The sequence below is a fragment of the Pseudomonas sp. JBR1 genome, assembly GCF_028198185.1.
Lineage (GTDB): Bacteria > Pseudomonadota > Gammaproteobacteria > Pseudomonadales > Pseudomonadaceae > Chryseomonas > Chryseomonas oryzihabitans_E.
In genome coordinates this window covers 1,135,638-1,152,504 of sequence record NZ_CP116340.1, presented here as the reverse complement: position 1 = coordinate 1,152,504, position 16,867 = coordinate 1,135,638, and the positions used below count along the sequence as shown (strand labels likewise).

The 16,867-nt window shown below is 67.5% G+C and carries 11 protein-coding genes; 7 read left to right on the top strand and 4 right to left on the bottom strand.

The genetic code is table 11. The features are described from left to right. Positions 1–92: 92 nt before the first annotated feature. Positions 93–1,406 (top strand): CitMHS family transporter, encoded by a 1,314-nt coding sequence (locus PJ259_RS05535; protein ID WP_059315092.1) that lies wholly within the window; start codon positions 93–95, stop codon positions 1,404–1,406. A gap of 17 nt (positions 1,407–1,423) precedes the next feature. On the opposite strand, the gene PJ259_RS05530 is transcribed toward PJ259_RS05535, so the two are convergent. Then, positions 1,424–2,212 carry a substrate-binding domain-containing protein gene (locus PJ259_RS05530; protein ID WP_271655033.1) on the bottom strand — a complete coding sequence of 263 codons (789 nt, stop codon included), beginning with the start codon at positions 2,210–2,212 and terminating at the stop codon, positions 1,424–1,426. Positions 2,213–2,363: 151 nt separating this feature from the next. Here PJ259_RS05530 and PJ259_RS05525 point away from each other — a divergent pair, with 151 nt between their 5' ends. The 3 genes from PJ259_RS05525 (at position 2,364) to PJ259_RS05515 (ending at position 5,671) form a co-directional block, all read left to right on the top strand. After that, a complete protein-coding gene (locus tag PJ259_RS05525) occupies positions 2,364–3,041 on the top strand; it encodes a response regulator transcription factor (RefSeq protein ID WP_271655032.1) in 678 nt (225 codons plus the stop codon). Continuing rightward, the gene (locus PJ259_RS05520; RefSeq protein WP_271655031.1) at positions 3,019–4,392 is read left to right on the top strand and encodes a sensor histidine kinase; all 1,374 of its coding nucleotides are present in this window, start codon (positions 3,019–3,021) and stop codon (positions 4,390–4,392) included. The genes PJ259_RS05525 and PJ259_RS05520 overlap by 23 nt, the downstream gene beginning before the upstream one ends. Positions 4,393–4,537: 145 nt before the next feature. Next, a complete protein-coding gene (locus tag PJ259_RS05515) occupies positions 4,538–5,671 on the top strand; it encodes a D-alanyl-D-alanine carboxypeptidase family protein (RefSeq protein ID WP_442964890.1) in 1,134 nt (377 codons plus the stop codon). Positions 5,672–5,686: 15 nt separating this feature from the next. On the opposite strand, the gene PJ259_RS05510 is transcribed toward PJ259_RS05515, so the two are convergent. Beyond that, the gene (locus tag PJ259_RS05510) at positions 5,687–6,652 is read right to left on the bottom strand and encodes an alpha/beta hydrolase (protein ID WP_271655029.1); all 966 of its coding nucleotides are present in this window, start codon (positions 6,650–6,652) and stop codon (positions 5,687–5,689) included. Between the two features lie 278 nt (positions 6,653–6,930). Here PJ259_RS05510 and PJ259_RS05505 point away from each other — a divergent pair, with 278 nt between their 5' ends. Then, positions 6,931–7,914, top strand: a complete 984-nt coding sequence (locus tag PJ259_RS05505; RefSeq protein ID WP_271655028.1) for a helix-turn-helix transcriptional regulator — start codon at positions 6,931–6,933, stop codon at positions 7,912–7,914. Between the two features lie 183 nt (positions 7,915–8,097). Next, positions 8,098–8,943 carry a SphA family protein gene (locus PJ259_RS05500; protein WP_442964889.1) on the top strand — a complete coding sequence of 282 codons (846 nt, stop codon included), beginning with the start codon at positions 8,098–8,100 and terminating at the stop codon, positions 8,941–8,943. Here PJ259_RS05500 and PJ259_RS05495 read toward each other — a convergent pair. Then, positions 8,940–11,855: a PAS domain-containing hybrid sensor histidine kinase/response regulator gene (locus tag PJ259_RS05495; RefSeq protein WP_271655026.1), complete on the bottom strand. Its 2,916-nt coding sequence runs from the start codon at positions 11,853–11,855 to the stop codon at positions 8,940–8,942. The genes PJ259_RS05500 and PJ259_RS05495 overlap by 4 nt on opposite strands. Positions 11,856–12,247: 392 nt before the next feature. Here PJ259_RS05495 and PJ259_RS05490 point away from each other — a divergent pair, with 392 nt between their 5' ends. Beyond that, positions 12,248–13,564: an APC family permease gene (locus tag PJ259_RS05490; RefSeq protein ID WP_271655025.1), complete on the top strand. Its 1,317-nt coding sequence runs from the start codon at positions 12,248–12,250 to the stop codon at positions 13,562–13,564. A gap of 21 nt (positions 13,565–13,585) precedes the next feature. Here the strand turns inward: PJ259_RS05490 and PJ259_RS05485 are convergent, their stop codons facing one another. Continuing rightward, a complete protein-coding gene (locus PJ259_RS05485; protein ID WP_271655024.1) occupies positions 13,586–16,666 on the bottom strand; it encodes a hybrid sensor histidine kinase/response regulator in 3,081 nt (1,026 codons plus the stop codon). Positions 16,667–16,867 lie beyond the last annotated feature (201 nt).

Here is a 16,867-nt window from a genome sequence, read left to right as displayed (position 1 = left end):
GTAGCCCCACCTCCGCGTCGTCAGCTGGCCGAAGGAGGGGATCGGCTGGCCTGCGTTTGGCCAGGTACACAACAAGAACAAGGGATATGCCTATGCTCGCGCTTCTCGGTCTGATCATGGTGGTGACCTTCACCTACCTGATCATGAGCAAACGTCTGTCGCCCATCGTGGCGCTCACCGTGGTGCCCATCGTTTTCGCCCTCATCGGTGGCTTCGCCCCCACCACCGGCAAGATGATGCTCGACGGCCTCAAGATGGTGGCGCCCTCGGCGGCGCTGCTGCTGTTCGCCATCCTCTTCTTCGGGCTGATGATCGACGCCGGCCTGTTCGATCCCCTGATCCGCAAGATCCTCAAGCGCGTCAACGGCGACCCGGTGAAGATCGCCATCGGCACCGCGCTGCTCTCGCTGCTGGTCGCCCTGGACGGCGACGGCACCACCACCTACATGATCACCTGCGCCGCCATGTTGCCGCTGTACAAGCGGATCGGCATGAATCCCATGGTGCTGGCGACGGTGTCCATGCTCTCCCTGAGCATCATGAGCGGCATGAGTCCCTGGGGTGGCCCGGCCACCCGCGCCATCGCCGCGCTGGGCCTGGACGCCACCGCCTACTTCATCCCCCTGCTGCCCACGGTGATTGGCGGCGCGGCCTGGGTGGTGTTCACTGCCTTCCTGCTCGGTCGTCGCGAGCGCGCCCGCATCGGCAACGTCAGCCTGGAAAGTGGTGGGGCGGCCGGTGGCAGGTGCTATATCGAGGAGATCCTCGGCGACTCGCCGAACAAGCGCCCCCGCCTGGCCTACGTCAACCTGGTGCTGGTGATCCTGGTGATGACCGCCCTGGTCATGGGCGTGATGCATGCCGCCATTCTCTTCATGATCGGCTTCGTGCTGGCGCTGATGATCAACTACCCGCAGCTGGAGCTGCAGAAGGAGCGCATCCTGGCGCACTCCGGCAATGCCATGACCGTGGTGCTGCTGGTGTTCGCCGCAGGCATCTTCGCCGGCATCTTTTCCGGCACCAAGATGGTCGACGCCCTGGCCCAGACCCTGGTCGACTGGATCCCGCCGGCCTGGGGCCACTGGTTCCCGCTGGTAGTGGCCATCACCAGCATGCCGCTGACCTTCGTGCTGTCCAACGATGCCTACTACTTCGGGGTGGTGCCCATCCTGGCCAATGCCGCCGCGGCCTACGGCATCGACCCGGTGGAGATCGCCCGCGCCTCGGTGCTGGGCCAGCCGGTGCACCTGATGAGTCCGCTGGTGGCCTCCACCCTGTTGCTGGTGGGCATGGTCGACCGCGACATCGGTGACTTCCAGAAGGCCACCGTCAAATGGGCGGTGCTGACCTCCCTGGTCATCACCGCCCTCGCGTTGCTCACAGGCGCCATTTCGTTCTTCGTCTGACGCCGGCGGCCTGGCGATTACGGCTGGGCGGGAACCGGCTTGAGGCCGCTGTCCTCGATGGCCTTGGCGGCGTCTTTCGAGGCCAGGTACTGGAGCAGGGTGCGAGCGGCCTCCGGGTGCTGACTCTTGCTGACCATGGCGCCGGAGTAGAGGGTCATCTTCTGCGCCTGGTCGGGGATCAGGCCGATGATGTCGATGCCTGGCACCGCCTTCAGCTCGCTCAGCTGCTGGAAGCCCAGCTGCGCTTCGCCACGGGCTACCACGGCGCCCACGGGTTCGGCGGGAATCATGCGTGCCTTGGCCATGAAGCTCTTGTCCAGCTGCATGCGCGGGAAGAGGATGCGCGACAGGTAGACGCCGCTGGCGCTGTCGGAATAGGCCACCGACTGGGCCTTTTCCAGGGTCTGCTTGAAGGCGTCCATGTTCGAGATGTCCGGCTTGGGTGCGCCCTGGCGAACTGCCATGGCGATAAAGGACTGGCCCAGGTCGACGCGGCTGTCCTTGACCACCTGGCCACTGGCGACCAGCTTGTCCAGCGCCGAACCCACCATCAGCACCACGTCGGCCGGCTCATTGCGTGCCAGGCGATTGGGAATGGCCTGGGGCGTATCACCCATGGATGGCGCGGCGGCGATGTCCAGCTTGACCCCAGTGGCCTTTTCATAGGCCGGGGCGACCTCGCGGATGGTGCCCATGATGCCGCCCGAGCTCAGCACCGTGAGGGTGGTGACGGGTTGCGCGGCCAGCAGCGGGGTGGAAGCCAGCAGCAGGGCGCCGAGGGCAAGGGTGGGCAAACGTGGAAACATGAGGATGACTCCGATAGGAAAGAACGGACGATAGACCGCGGGCGTGCGCGGAGCGCGTTAGTCCGGATGAAGAAAAATTTAATTTATTACCCTGGAGGTTTTCCCTAGGCTGTGCGGTCCGCCAGACCGGGCGCCAGATCCAGAGGCCATCATGACCCAGGCTTTGGTCATCGAAGACGACGAGGTGACCGCCCACGCCATCGCCAGCGAATTGCAGGCCCAGCACTACCAGGTGCGCTGGGAAAGCACCGGCCGCGACGGTCTCGCCGCGGCCATTGGCGGCGGCCACGACATCATCACCCTCGACCGCATGCTACCGGACTTCGATGGCCTGACCATCGTCAGCACCCTGCGGGGTCTTGGCATCGCTACCCCCGTGCTCATGCTCAGCGCCCTGTCCGATGTCGACGAACGCGTCCGCGGCCTGAGATGCGGCGGCGACGACTACCTGACCAAGCCGTTTTCCCTGGTGGAAATGATGGCCCGGCTGGAGGCGCTGTTGCGACGGCCGGCCGTGCCATCCGCCAGTCACCAGCTGCGGGTCGGAGAGCTGACCCTGGATTTGATCGAGAACACCCTGACCCGCGCCGGAGAGGCCATCGCCCTGTTGCCCACCGAATTCAAGATCCTCACCTACCTGATGCGCAACGCGGGCCAACTGGTCACCCGCACCATGCTCTTCGAGCAGGTCTGGGGCTATCACTTCGATCCGGGCACCAACATCATCGATGTGCACATGGGCCGCCTGCGACGCAAGATCGAGGGGGCAGGGCGGCCACTGGTGCACACGGTACGCGGGGCCGGCTATGTCCTCGTCGCCCAGGACTAGACGATGGCGCTCGGGTAGCAGTCGCCTGCTGGCCCTCTATGCGCTGTTCTTTGCCGCCTGGGGGGCGGTCTTCACCGGGGTGCTCTACTGGCAGATCTCCAACTACCTCGGCGCCGTGGCGGAGCGCACCCTGCTGCAACGGGCGCACTACTACCGCAAGGTCGCCGACCGTGACCTGCTGGGTGAGCTGCAGGCCAGCGAGGTCTTTTCCATGCCCGGCATCGACGCCTACGGCCTGTTCGAGGCCGATGGCCGCTATATCGCCGGCAACCTGGTGAAGCTCTTGCGCAATCTGCCGGACGACGGCCAGGTGCACTATCTGCAGCGCGGCCTCAGGACCACCGATGCCCTGGACGAGACGCGCAGCAGCCACGCCTTCCTGCAGCGCCGCGCGGACGGCCGCATCCTGGTGCTGGCGCGTGATGGCGGCTCGATCTCGGCGGTAGGCGGCATCATCGGCCAGGCGCTGTTCTGGGGGCTGTCGCTGACCCTGATTCCCGGCCTGGTGGGCTGGCACCTGCTGCGGCGGCGCCCGCTGCGACGGGTGGAACGGCTGCAGCGCAGCCTGGAGCGGATCGTCGCCGGTCATCTGGAGGAGCGCCTGCCGCTGTCACCGCGGCATGATGAACTGGACATGCTGGCTGATGCGGTCAACACCACCCTGGCCCAGCTGGAGCGTTCGATGCACGAGGTGAAAGGGGTCTGCGACGGCATCGCCCATGACCTGCGCACCCCACTGACGCGATTGCGGGCGCGACTGCACCAATTGCAGCAGCTGCCGTTGGCGGTGCCTCAGGCCGACAGCTTGGGCGAGGCACTGGCCGAGACCGAGGCCATCATGTCGCGCTTCCAGGGCCTGCTGCGCATCTCCGAACTGGAGGACACCCGCCGGCGCATGGCCTTCGCCCCTCTGGACCTGGCCGCGCTGCTGCGCCAGGCCCATGATTTCTACGAGCCCCTGGCCCAGGAAAAGGCCCAGACCTTGAGTCTGGAACTGGGCGAGGAGCTGCCGGAGGTGCAGGGCGACGCCGAGTTGCTGTTCGAGGCCCTGGTCAATCTGCTGGACAACGCCCTCAAGTTCGCCCCCGAGGGTGGGCAGGTGCGCCTGGTGGCGCGCGGGGTCGGCACCGCGGTGCGCATCGAGGTGATCGACGACGGCCCCGGCATCCCCGAAGCCGAGCGGGAGAGCGTGCTGCGCCGGCTCTATCGCGGCGATGCCAGTCGCCAGCAGCCAGGCTACGGTCTGGGCCTGTCGCTGGTGGCGGCCATCGTCCGGCTGCACGGGTTCCACCTGAGCATCGCGGCGGCTGAGCCGGTGGGCGCTAGGGTGGTCATCGCCACCGCCGACTGAACGTCGGCGGTTGGGCCTTCCTAAATTTTTCTTCACTTTCCTTCATTTGAGACCGGGGCAGGGCTTGCCTAGGGTAGCGACCCCTCCTGCCGATCCGGATTTGCCGCTCGTGAAACGCCCCTTGCTCTTTCTCGGCTTCGCCGCCCTGGGTCTCACCTGGCTCGGCCAGGTCGAGGCTGCGCCTACCGCCTCCGTCCTGATTCCCTCGCCACCCCAGCTCTCGGCCAAGGCCTGGGTGCTGATGGATGCCACCACCGGCCAGGTGATTGCCGAGGAGGACTCCCATGAGCACCTGCCACCCGCCAGCCTGACCAAGCTGATGACCGTCTATGTGGCGACCCGCGATATCCAGGCTGGCCAGCTCAAGGCGGACGACAAGGTCACCGTCAGCGAGCACGCCTGGCGGACCGAGGGCTCGCGGATGTTTCTCGATCCGCGCACCCCGGTGTCGGTGCACGATCTCCTGCAGGGCATCGTCATCGATTCGGGCAACGACGCCAGCGTGGCGCTGGCCGAGCATATCGCCGGCAGCAACGACAGCTTCGCCAGCCTGATGAACGCCACTGCCCAGCGCCTCGGCCTGCACGACAGCCATTTCATGAATCCCACCGGGCTGCCCAATCCCGAGCACTTTTCCTCGCCCTACGACATGGCGCTGCTGGCCCGCGCCATCATCCAGGACGAGTCGGCCTACTATGAGCTCTATGCCAAGAAATACTTCACCTGGAACGGCATCCGCCAGCCCAATCGCAATCTGCTGCTCTGGCGCGATCACAGCGTGGACGGCCTCAAGACCGGCCACACCGAGGCCGCTGGCTATTGCATGGTGACCTCGGCACTGCGCGACGGGCGCCGGCTGATCACCGCGGTGTTCGGTTCCAATTCGATCAACAACCGTGCCGCCGATACCCAGAAGCTGCTGACCTATGGTTTTCGCTTCTTCGACAACCTGACCGTCGACAAGGCCGGCGCGACCCTGGGGACCCCGGCGGTCTGGGAGGGGGAGCGTTCCAGTGTGCCGGTGGGCGTGACCCAGGACGTGGTCCTTACCCAACCCAAGGGCCAGCAGCCGCCGCAGCATCGCCTGGTGCTGAACGAGCCGCTGGTGGCACCCCTCGCCCAGGGCGCGGTGGTGGGGCAACTGGAGCTGCTGGATGGCGAGCGAGTCCTGCAGACCCGCCCGCTGGTAGCCCTGGAGGCGGTGGAGCAGGGCGGCTGGTGGTCACGCTGGCCCCAGCACCTCTATCGTCTGGTGCTGCACTGGCTGGGACGGATCTAGGTGGGGCCGCGGGGCTCAGGCCTGGTGCTGCAGGTGCTCGCGCAGGAAGGCATTGATCCGCGCCAGGGTCCAGCGCACCCCTGGCAGCACCCCGAGCATCTCGATGAAGCCATGGATCATGCCGGGCAGCTCGTGATACTCCACGGCGTTGCCAGCACCGATCAGTGCCTGGGCATAGAGGCGGGCGTCGTCGCGCAGGGCATCGCATTCGGCGCCAAAGATCAGCGCTGGCGGCAGAGTGGCGTGGGAGGAGGCATAGAGGGGTGACACCCGCGGATCGCGGGTATCCACGTCCTGCAGGTACATGCCGGAGAAGTAGTCCATCATCGGCCGGGTCAGCGGCGGGACCTGGGCATTCTCGATCCGGGAGGGGTGATTCCAGGCCTCTGGGGTGTTGTCGACCCCGGGATAGATCAGCACCTGGGCCCTGAGCGTGAGGGGTCCTTCGCGCAGGTGCAGGGCGGCCATGGCGGCCAGGCCACCGCCGGCGCTGTCGCCGGCCAGGGCAACCCGCTGCAGATCCAGGTGGAAGGCGCTGCCGGCCTCGGCCAGCCAGCGCAGGACGGCCAGGACATCATCGGGACTGGCCGGCGCCGGATGTTCCGGGGCGAGGGCATAGTGCACCGCTAGCACCGCGCAGTCGGTGCCCAGGGCAATCTGTCGGCAGAGCGAATCATGGCTGTCCAGGTCGCCGATCACCCAGCCGCCCCCATGCAGATAGACCACCAGCGGGCGCGGCCGGTCGTCTTCCGCATAGGGTCGATAGAGGCGCAGCGGAATGGGCCCCAGGGGACCAGGCGCGCTCAGCGCCTCGACCCGCGCCACCGGAGCCGGCGGCAGACCGAGTGCACGACTCATCTGCACATAGGCGGCGCGCGCGTCCTGCGGCGTGAGGCTGTCCATGGGCGGCTGCGGCTGGGCCGCCAACTGCGCCAGCAGCTGGGCAACTTCCGGGGTGAGGCGCGCGAAGGCGTCTGGCATGGGGCTTCTCCTGAATGTCGGGGCGCCAGGGTGGACGCCGAGTCGCTGCCAGCCTCGTCGCCGGGCGCGGACCGGTCTATCGATCAGATGAACGATGGTCGCCAGCCAGGAATCTCCGCTATCGCGCGACGGTTACGCTGGCACGCGGGTAGGCAGAGGGCTACCTATCCTGCATCTGAACGATAGGCGCGCCGCCCTGCTACGGTAAACTCGGACCCCAAGCCGGGCCCTCCTGGGGCCGGCGTTCTACCCAAGACAATCACAACAATGGGGGTAGCATGGCTCAGTCAGCCGCCGTTTCCTGCAGTGTGCCCGCCGAGGTGGTCGCCCGCTTCAGCGAGGTCGTCCTGGCCCTGCAGTCCCGTCTGCGCGGCGGGGCCATCACCGAGTTCCATGCCCAGGCCCTGGAGCAACTGCAGCGCCTGGTCGCCTTCGACAAGGCCTGGTGGGGCAACTCCACCTGGCGTGACGGGGTGCCGGTGGCGCACAGCGCCTTCCTGCTGGGGCTGCCCAGCGCCTATACCCGGGAATGGGACGCCCTCAAGGCCGACGACCACGACCTCGGCGAGCTGCACCAGGAGCAGGGGCGCTGCCAGGTGTTCGACTGCCATGACGCAACGGCCTCGCCGGCGCTGGCCGCCCTGGGGCAACGCTATGGTCTGGCCCAGGGCCTGCGCATCGTGCTGACCGACGACCAGACCCGCCTGGGTGTGCACCTCACCTTGTTCCGCGCTACCCCCTTCACCGCCCTGGAATGCCAACTGGTGGAATGGCTGATGCCACACCTGCTGCACGCCGAGCGCGAGAGTTGCCTGCGCACCCTGGCGACCCTGAGGGACAGCGGCGGCAGCTTCGACGAACTGGCCCTGGCGGTGTGCGATCGCTACGGCGTGCTGCTGTCCATGGAGCCGGGTTTCGCCACCTTGCTGGCAGCGGAATGGGAGGGCTGGCAGGGCAACCGGCTGCCACCCGCCTGTGCACCCCAGCACAGCTACCAGGGCCGGACCCTGCAGCTGGACGCCCAGCCGCTGGGCGACCTCTTGCTGCTCAAGGCGCGCCGGCGCAGTTCGGCGGAGCGGCTCAGCGCCCGCGAACTGGAAGTGGCCCAGTGTTTCGCCCTGGGCCAGACCTACAAGGAAGTCGCCCGCACCCTGGGTATGGCACCGGCCACGGTGCGCCATCACCTGAGGCGAATCTACGAAAAGCTCGGCGTCAATCGCAAGGCGCAGATCGCCCAGCAGGTCGCTGCCGCGCCGGACTGATCCCACCCCCGTTCTGACCCTTTCGCCAAGACCGGGCGCTCCGCGCGCCTGGTGAGGCCTCGCTCGCCCGCTCGAACGTCTTGAGGAGCCTTTACCATGCCTTCGCCCGGAGTTCTGACTCGCGCTGCTGTCCTGTCCCTCGCCGCGCTGGCCGCCCCCATCACCCATGCCACCGAGAAGGGCATGCCGACCACGGCCGCCGGGGTGCAGGACTTCGGGGCCGGCTTCATGCCGCCGACGACGCCCTTCGGCACGGTTGGCATGCGCATCAGCGACTACCAGGCGCGAGTGATCAGGGACAGCCACGGCAAGGACAATGGCAATGACTTCAACATCAACGTCCTGGCCATCGGCCTGGCCTATCTGCGCATGACCGATCAGCAGCTGCTCGGCGCGCGCTACGGCTTTGGCGCGGTCTCGGTGTTCTTTCGCATGGACGCCGACCTCGGCATCGACGCGGGCGGGCAGCGGGTATTCAGCGACAGCGCCGAGCTGTTCCGCCCGGCGGACGTGCAACTGATCCCCTTGATCCTCGACTGGCGGCCGGCGCCAGGGGTAGGGATCAATACCCAGCTGTCCATCCAGGCGCCCACCGGCAACTACGACAAGGACCGCCTGGTCAGCCCCGGCACCAACCACTGGACGGTCTCGCCGATCCTCAACGCCAGCTACATCAGCCCGAGCGGGCTGGAGCTGTCGTCCAGCTTCCAGCTCGACATCAATGCGCGCAATGCGGCCACCGACTACCGCAGCGGGGTGGAGTATCGCCACGAGTTCGCCGTGGGCCAGCATGTCGGCGACTGGACCCTGGGCCTGGGTGGCTACTATTACCGCCAGCTCAGTGACGACGACGCCCCGGGCCTGACCCGCGGCAATCGCGCACGGGTGCTGGCGCTGGGCCCGGCGGTAAGCTTCTTCCAGCCCACCTCGGGGCTGCCGGCCATCTGGCTGCACGCCTACAAGGAATTCGAGGCGCGCAACCGGGCGGAGGGCTATACCGTGGCGCTGCGCATCGGCGCCAGCTTCTAGCCGAGCATGTCGCGGACGCGGCTGATCAGGTGGTCGACGGCGAAGGGCTTGGTGAGGATCTCCATGCCGGGATCCAGATGCCCGTTGCCGATGGCGGCGTTCTCCGCGTAGCCGGTGATGAACAGGGTCTTGAGACCGGGGCGCGACTGGCGTCCCGCTTCAGCCATCTGCCGACCGTTCATGCCGCCGGGCAGGCCGACGTCGGTGATCAGCAGGTCGAGGTGGACGTCCGACTGCAGGATCTTCAAGCCGGTCAGGCTGTCACCCGCCTCGATGACGGCATAGCCGAGGTCTTCGAGGATATCCATGACCAGCATCCGCACCGTCGGCTCGTCGTCGACGATGAGCACCGTTTCACCCTGGGCGGCGCCGGCTACGTCCAGGCGCGCCGCCAGGCCCTCGTCGGCCGGCATCTCGCCGAAGTAGCGCGGCAGGTAGATGCACAGGGTGGTGCCCTGGCCGACCTCGGAGTAGAGCCGCACCTGGCCGCCTGACTGGCGAGCGAAGCCATAGATCATCGACAGGCCCAGGCCGGTGCCCTGGCCGATGGGCTTGGTGGTGAAGAAGGGCTCGAACACCCGGGCGGCGACCTCGGGCGGGATGCCTACCCCGGTATCCGTCACGGACAGCGACAGGTACTGACCCTCCGGCAGGTCCTGGGCGCGGGCCGCCTCCCGATCCATCCAGCGGTTGGCGGTCTCGATGGTGATGCGGCCGCCCTCGGGCATGGCATCGCGGGCGTTGATACAGAGGTTGAGCAGCGAATTCTCCAGCTGACTCGGGTCCACCAGTGCCGGCCACAGGGCGGCGGCGCCGACGGTTTCGACCTGGATGCCCGGGCCCACGGTGCGCTGGATGAGCTCGGTGAGGCCATTGATCAGCTGATTGACGTCGACCGGACGCGGCGCCAGGGTCTGCCGGCGGGAGAAGGCCAGCAGGCGGTGGGTGAGGGCGGCGGCGCGCTTGGCGGCGCCCTGGGCGGCGACCAGATAGCGATCCAGGTCGCGCAGCCGGCCCTGGGCGATGCGCGTTTCCATCAACTCCAGGGCGCCGGAGATGCCGGCCAGCAGGTTGTTGAAGTCGTGAGCCAGGCCCCCCGTCAGTTGGCCGACGGCTTCCATCTTCTGTGACTGGCGCAGCTTTTCCTCGGCCTGCATCAGTTCGGCGGAGCGCTCGGCCACGCGGATCTCCAGGGTATCGTTGAGGGCGCGCAGGGCCGCCAGGGCCTTGTCGCGCTCCGCCTCGATGGCCCGGCGTTCCTCCACGTCGATGAGCACCCCGGGAAAGCGCAGCGGCGTCCCGTCGGCATCATGGTCGACCCGGCCGTTGGCCTCGATCCAGTAATAGTGGCCGTCAGCCCGGCGCACGCGGTACTGATGGGCAAAGGGGCCGCCCTGGGCGACGACCACCCCGATGGCCCGGGCGAGGCCCTCCTTGTCGTCCGGATGGACGTTGCTCACCACCTGGGTGAGATTCAGGCCGTCCAGGCCCAGCTGCGGATCGAGCCCGAACACCGTGGCGAAGGCTTCGTCCACCGTGAAGCTGTCGCTGGGCAGGTCCCAGTGCCAGGTGCCGATGATGGCGCCAGCGGAGAGCGCCAATTGCACCCGCTCGATGTTCTGGCGGGCCAGGGCCTCGCTGATGCGCAGGCGCTCCTGGGCATTGCGCCGCTCGGTGACGTCGCTGAACAGGATGGCGATCTGGCGCTCGTCCGGGTCGCCCACCCGCACGGCGCGCACGTCGAACCAGCGCTCGAAGGTGTTGGCGTAGTTCTCGAAGGTCGCCGGCTCGCCGGTCTTGGCCACGTGGCCATAGGTATCAAACCAGAACTGCTCCAGGTTGGGCGCAAATTCAGTGACCCACTTGCCCCGCAGGTTGACGCCGGCCTGGAGTTCGAATGCCGGGTTGGCTTCGAGGAAACGGTAGTCGATGGGCTTGTCGTCGGCATCGAACTTGACCTGGATGATGGCGAAGGCCGAGCCGATGGTCTCGATGATGGCGCGAAAGCGTTCCTCGCTCTTGCGCAGCGCGGTCTGCGCCGATTGCAGCTGACTCATGTCCAGCATGGCGCCGATCATGCGCGTGGGGCGCCCATAGGTATCGCGGATCACCCGGCCGCGGTCGAACACCAGGGCATAGGAGCCATCGGCCCGCAGGAAGCGATACTCGTCGGTCCACACCACGCCATCGCCGTCGATCACGCCATGGATAGACGCATCGATCCGCGCGCGATCATCCGGATGGATCTGCTCGAGCCACCAGGTCCCAGTGGATGCTAGGTGCTCCGGCAGATGGCCATAGGCGGCGGTCAGGGCTTCGTTCCAGCGAATCTGGCCCGAGCTGAAGTCCCAGTCCCAGATGGCGTCGTTGGTCGCTTCGGCGACCAGCCGGTAGCGCTCCTGGGTTTCCTTGAGCGCCTGGCCCGCCAGGTGTTCGACGGTGCGGTCGCGCAGGATCTTGACGAAGCCGAGCGGCTCGCCGTCGTCATCGGTGAGGGCCATCATCTCGCCGGAGGCCCAGAAGCGCTGGCCGTCCTTGCGCAGGTGCCAGCGTTCGTCCAAGGCACTGCCGTCACGCAGGGCCTTGGCCATCTCGTACTCGGCACGATGGTTGGCGCAGTCTTCGGGCGTGAAGAAGCGCGAGGCGTCCTGGCCGATCATTTCTTCGGCGGTCCAGCCCATGACCTGTTCGGCACCCGGATTCCAGTCGGTGATGCGGCCATCGCGATCGCTGACCACGATGGCGAACTGAGTCGTGCTCTCCAGCACCGCCCGGCTGCGGGCCTTGCTCAGGCGGCCGCGCTCGTCCCTTGGCGAGGCAGGTGTGGAATTGGCCTGCAGTGCCTCGCGTAGGCGAAGCACTTCAGCTTCCAGCTCTTCGCGGGTCAGCGTGGCCAGGGGTACCTCATTCATCGCGCTGGGGACCTCTCGGAATCCATTGACGGGGCGTTCGACCATACAAGCCGCGCAGTGTGTCCGCACGGCGCGGAGCAGAAAAGCCCTTGCCGCTGATCGGCGGTTTGCTGGGGTAATGATCTCCCTGGAGGACCTGGTCGAAGGAGGCAGGGCAGCGAAGCGGCTAACTGGATTAAATAGTAGCGCTAGAGCCGTGCGAATGGCGGAAACCGTCTGGTTGCACCGACCTGGCCGAAAGGAGCCGCGTGGCGCCCCTCTGCGCCGTGGCGACCAGACGTACGGTGCCTGGCCTGGAACCCCGTCGCCACCCCGGCCCTCTACGAAGGCGCGGGGCAGTCGTCACGACCGTCAAGGACCCCGCAGTCCCCTGACTCAGGAGCACCACCCGCATGGCCACCGAATCCTCTTCTGCACCGGCGGCGCTTCGCCGCGCCATTACCCTGCCGATGCTGCTGTTCTTCATCCTCGGCGATGTGCTGGGGGCGGGCGTCTACGCCCTGGCCGGCACCATCGCCGGACGGGTTGGCGGGGCCATCTGGGCGCCGCTGTTGATCGCCCTGCTGTTCGCGCTGCTCACCGCCGCCTCCTATGCCGAACTGGTCACCAAGTATCCCAAGGCGGGTGGGGCCGCGGTGTTCGCCGAACGGGCCTTCGGGCGGCCCTGGCTATCCTTCCTGGTAGGTTTCTCGATGCTGGCCGCCGGGGTCACCAGCGCCGCGGGGTTGGCGGTGGCCTTTGCCGGTGGCTATCTGCAGGCACTGGTGCCCTGGCCCGCCAGCTGGGTCTGCCTGGGCTTCCTGCTGCTGATAGGCCTGCTCAATGCCCGCGGCATCAAGGAGTCGCTGTCGGTCAACCTGGTGATGACCCTGATCGAGCTTTCAGGCCTGGTGATCGTCGTCGCGGCGGCGGCCTGGTTCGTCGCCCAGGGGCAGGCCGAGCCTGCGCGCCTGCTGGAAGTGGATGCGCCTTCCGCCACCGTGGCCATTCTCAGTGCGTCGCTGTTGGCCTTCTATTCCTTCGTCGGTTTCGAGACCTCGGCCAATCTGGCTGAAGAGGTGCGGGACGTGAGTCGCGTCTATCCGCGCGCCCTGTTCGGCGCCCTGATCATCGCCGGCATCGTCTACCTGCTGGTAGGGGCAGGCGCCGCCCTGGTGCTGCCGGTCGACCAGCTCAAGGCGTCGGGCGCGCCGCTGATGGACGTGCTCGGCGCTTCGGGCCTGGGCGTGCCGACCCGGCTGTTCGCGGTCATCGCACTGATTGCGGTGGCTAACGGTGCCCTGCTGACCATGATCATGGCCAGCCGCCTGGCCTATGGCATGGCCCGCCAGGGGCTGCTGCCCGGGGTGCTCGGGCAGGTGCTGCCGCGGCGGCAGACGCCTGGCGTAGCCATCCTCGCCACGACGGCGGTGGCCATCGCCCTGACCTACACCAGCACCCTGGACGTGCTGGCCGAAACCGTGGTGCTGCTGCTTCTGGTGGTATTCATCAGCACCAACCTGGCGGTACTGGTGCTCAAACGCGATCGCGTCGAGCATCCGCATTTTCGGGTGCACTGGGTCTTTCCGGTGCTGGCCCTGGGCTCCTGTGTGCTGCTGATCGCCCAGCAGGGCGCGGCGACCTGGCTGCGTGCCGGCGTCCTGCTGCTGGTCGGCGGCGTGCTCTATGGCCTGACCCGGCTGGCCGGGACGCGTCGGGTCGCGGCCTGAGGTCCGCGGACTTTCACGCGATCAGGAGGCAACCAGCTCATAGAGCGTCTGCATGTCGGCGGGCTTGGTCAGGTGATGATCGAAACCCGCGGCCAGGGCATCCGCCTTGTCCTGCGCCTGGCCCCAGCCGGTCATGGCGATCAGCTTGACCGCCTGGCCCGCAGCGGTGTCGCGGATCGCCCGGGCCAGTTGATGACCAGTCAGGCCCGGCATGCCGATGTCGGAGATGACGATGTCGGGGTGATAACTCTGGAAGCTGTCCAGGGCCTGCTGACCGTCGTAGGCGATTCGCACCTGATGACCGTCCAGCTCCAGCAGTTCGGCGATGGTGTTGGCGATGTCGGGATTGTCGTCCGCCACCAGGATCCGGCGGACGACTGGGGCCGCGGGCCCCAGCTCGGGCGCTGCCGGCAGGGCGGACGGCGGGGCGACCGTGACCGGCAGGGTCACGGTGAAGCGGCTGCCTTGGCCGAGTCCGGCGCTGTCGGCGGTGATGTCGCCCCCCTGTAGCCGCGCCAGTTCCCGAGAAAGCGCCAGGCCGATGCCCAGCCCCGGCGAGCGCTCCGTCAGGCGCGGATCGACCTGGCCGAACATCTGGAACAGGGCGTCCAGGCGCTCGGGCGCTATGCCGATGCCGTTGTCGGCGATCTCCACCCGGACCTCGTCGGCGCGCTCCTGGACGGCCAGGCTGATCTGCCCAGCCACCGGCGTATAGCGAGCCGCATTGCCCAGCAGGTTCAGGAAGATTTGCTCCAGGCGCAGTGGATCGGCATAGAGCCAGATGGGCGCCTCGGGCAGTTGCAGGTCGAAGGCCTGCCCCCGCTCCTGCATCAGGGGCAGCGCCGCATCCGCGCTTGCGTCGAGAACCGATTGGAGGGTGATGAACTCCTGGTGCAAGGTGATCCGGCCAAAGGTAAGGCGGGAGATGTCCAGCAGGTCGTTGAGCAGGGCGCCCATGCGCTCTACCTGCCGATCGATGGTCTGGCAGCTGCGCCGCTGTTGTTCGGGCGAGGCGGCCGGGGACGCGATCAGCGCCGCCGCATGGCGAATCGGCGCCAGCGGGTTGCGCAGCTCGTGGGCGAGGATGGCGAGGAATTCGTCCTTTTGCCGATCGATGTCCCTCAGCGCCTGTTCCTGCTGCTTGCGCGTACTGATGTCGAGGAACCAGACGGCCACGTTGCCATCGAACGGCGTCGCGCTGACCTGTAGCCAGCTGCTGGTACCCGCGACGTCAGGGCCCTGCACCTCGGTGGACCAGGTCGTGTCGCTGCCCAGCCGTTCCTGACAGAGCTGTAGGATGCTGGCGCTGGCCCACGTCAGGCTGCCGGTGGCCTCCGCCTGAGCGAGCCCCAGGGTCGCTGCGCCGATGGGATTAAGGTAGTCCCAGGCCAGGGTAGCCCCCGCTGTGGGCACGGCGATACCAAAGCAGACCTGCGAACTCTCCAGGGCTACCCGCAGGCGTCGTTGGGATCGCTGCGCGGTTTCCTGGCTGCGCGCACGGTCGATCACCAGCACCGCCTTGGAGGCACAGAGATCGGCGAGACGCTGCTCGCGTGGCGTGGGTGCCCGGGCCGCCGGCAGGTGTACGGTGATGGCTCCAAGGGTGCCATGCAGGGTGCTGCGCAGGGGCACGGCATGCACGGCGGCGAAGCCCAGGCGGCGGCCGACGGTCGCCAAGGCGGCGAATTCGGTCGCGGTCCCGAGTTCGGCCACTACTCGGTCACCGCTGCGAATGGCAGCACCACAGGCGCTGGCCTCGGGCGGCAGGGCGGCCAACTGCGCGTGGTCCTCGGCCGCGAAGCCTGCGGTGAAATACAGTTGCGGCGGCCTGCCGTCCTCGACCAGCGACACACAGCCGAAGGGCGTCTGATGAAAGCGGCACAGGACATCCAGGATCTCCTGCAACTGCTGTGGCAGCGAAGGGAGTTGCAGCAGGCGATGGTTCAGCCGCTGAAGGATCTCCAGGTCGGCGACCTGCAGCTGCAGCTCCCCCTGGCTCAGCTGCAGACCACGCAGGTAGTCGTCGCGCTGCTCTTCGATCAGCCGGCGCGCTTCGGCGGCGGCCAGCAGCGCCTCGCCTGCCAGTTGAACCTCCAGGACATCGCTGTCGGGCAGTACCGGTGGCAGGCGTTGACCCAGGGCCTCGGCCGCCTTCTGCAGCGCCTGCACCGGGCGGCTGATCCGCCGTGACAGCAGCAGGGCCACCGCCCAGGCGAAGGCCACCGACAGCACCAGCCCGCCGCCATAGAGAGCGAAGGAGCGGATGGCGGCTGCCGACACCTCTTCGGTCGGGATGGCCGTGGTCACGGTCCAGCCGGAATCGGGCAGGCGCACGAAGGCCGTGTAGACGTCATGGCCCTCCCGGGTACGGGAAATGCCGACCCCTTCGTCACCCGGTTGCGCCAGGATCTCTGTCAACCCCGGCAAGGCCCGCTGGCCGAGGGATTCTTCGTGCAAAGCCGTTCGCGCGATGCGAAGACCCTGACGATCGAACACCGAGCCGACCCAGTCTTTCGGCAGGGTGCGGGTCATCCGGGCCGCTCTGATGCTTTCCGGCGTCATCACGGCAGTCAGCACGAAGTTGAGCTGCCCGTCGCGGAGTACCGGTACCCGTATCGGAAAGGCGAACTGCCCGGCGGGTCCGCGGGCCAATTGGCCGATCACCGGCCGGTGCTGGGCGATCACCTCGGCAAAGCTGTCCGGTTCGGCCAGGGGGCCCCCAGGTGCCCGATTGTGGGCCGAGATCCGCCGCACGATCTGGCCGTCGGGAGCGGCCAGCAATACCGTCCGCCAGCCCGGAACCAGGGGCAATACCCGTCCGACCTGGGTGGCGAAGTCGTCGAGGTTCTCGTTCAGCAGGGGGGACTCGGCGAGCGCCTGCAGGATGGTCACGGAACGGCGCAATTCGATTTCGATGGTGGTCGCCGCCTGGCGACTGGATTCCAGCGCCCGCTGCTCCGTTTCACGTTGCTGGTGCTGCACCAGCAGCCAGAGACCGAGGCCGGCCACCAGGGCCAGAGGCACGATCCCCGCGAGAGCGATCGCCAGCAGGCGGTTGCGCAAGGGGACCAGACGCTTGGGGCGAGCGATCGGCGGTGGCATGTCGGCTTCAATGGCGGAAAGTCGTCATTCTAGCCTGAGCACCGGTGGCGATTTGCCAGGAATGCACGGTCGTCGGGAACCCGGACAACTCCCTGGAACCCGCGGCCGCTCTAGCATGCGGTTGTCGACAGGGCGGCCGCCTATCGGCGATGGGTGGTGGTTCAGGGGGTGCCCGGGCCGCCGACCAGAAGGGGTGAACCT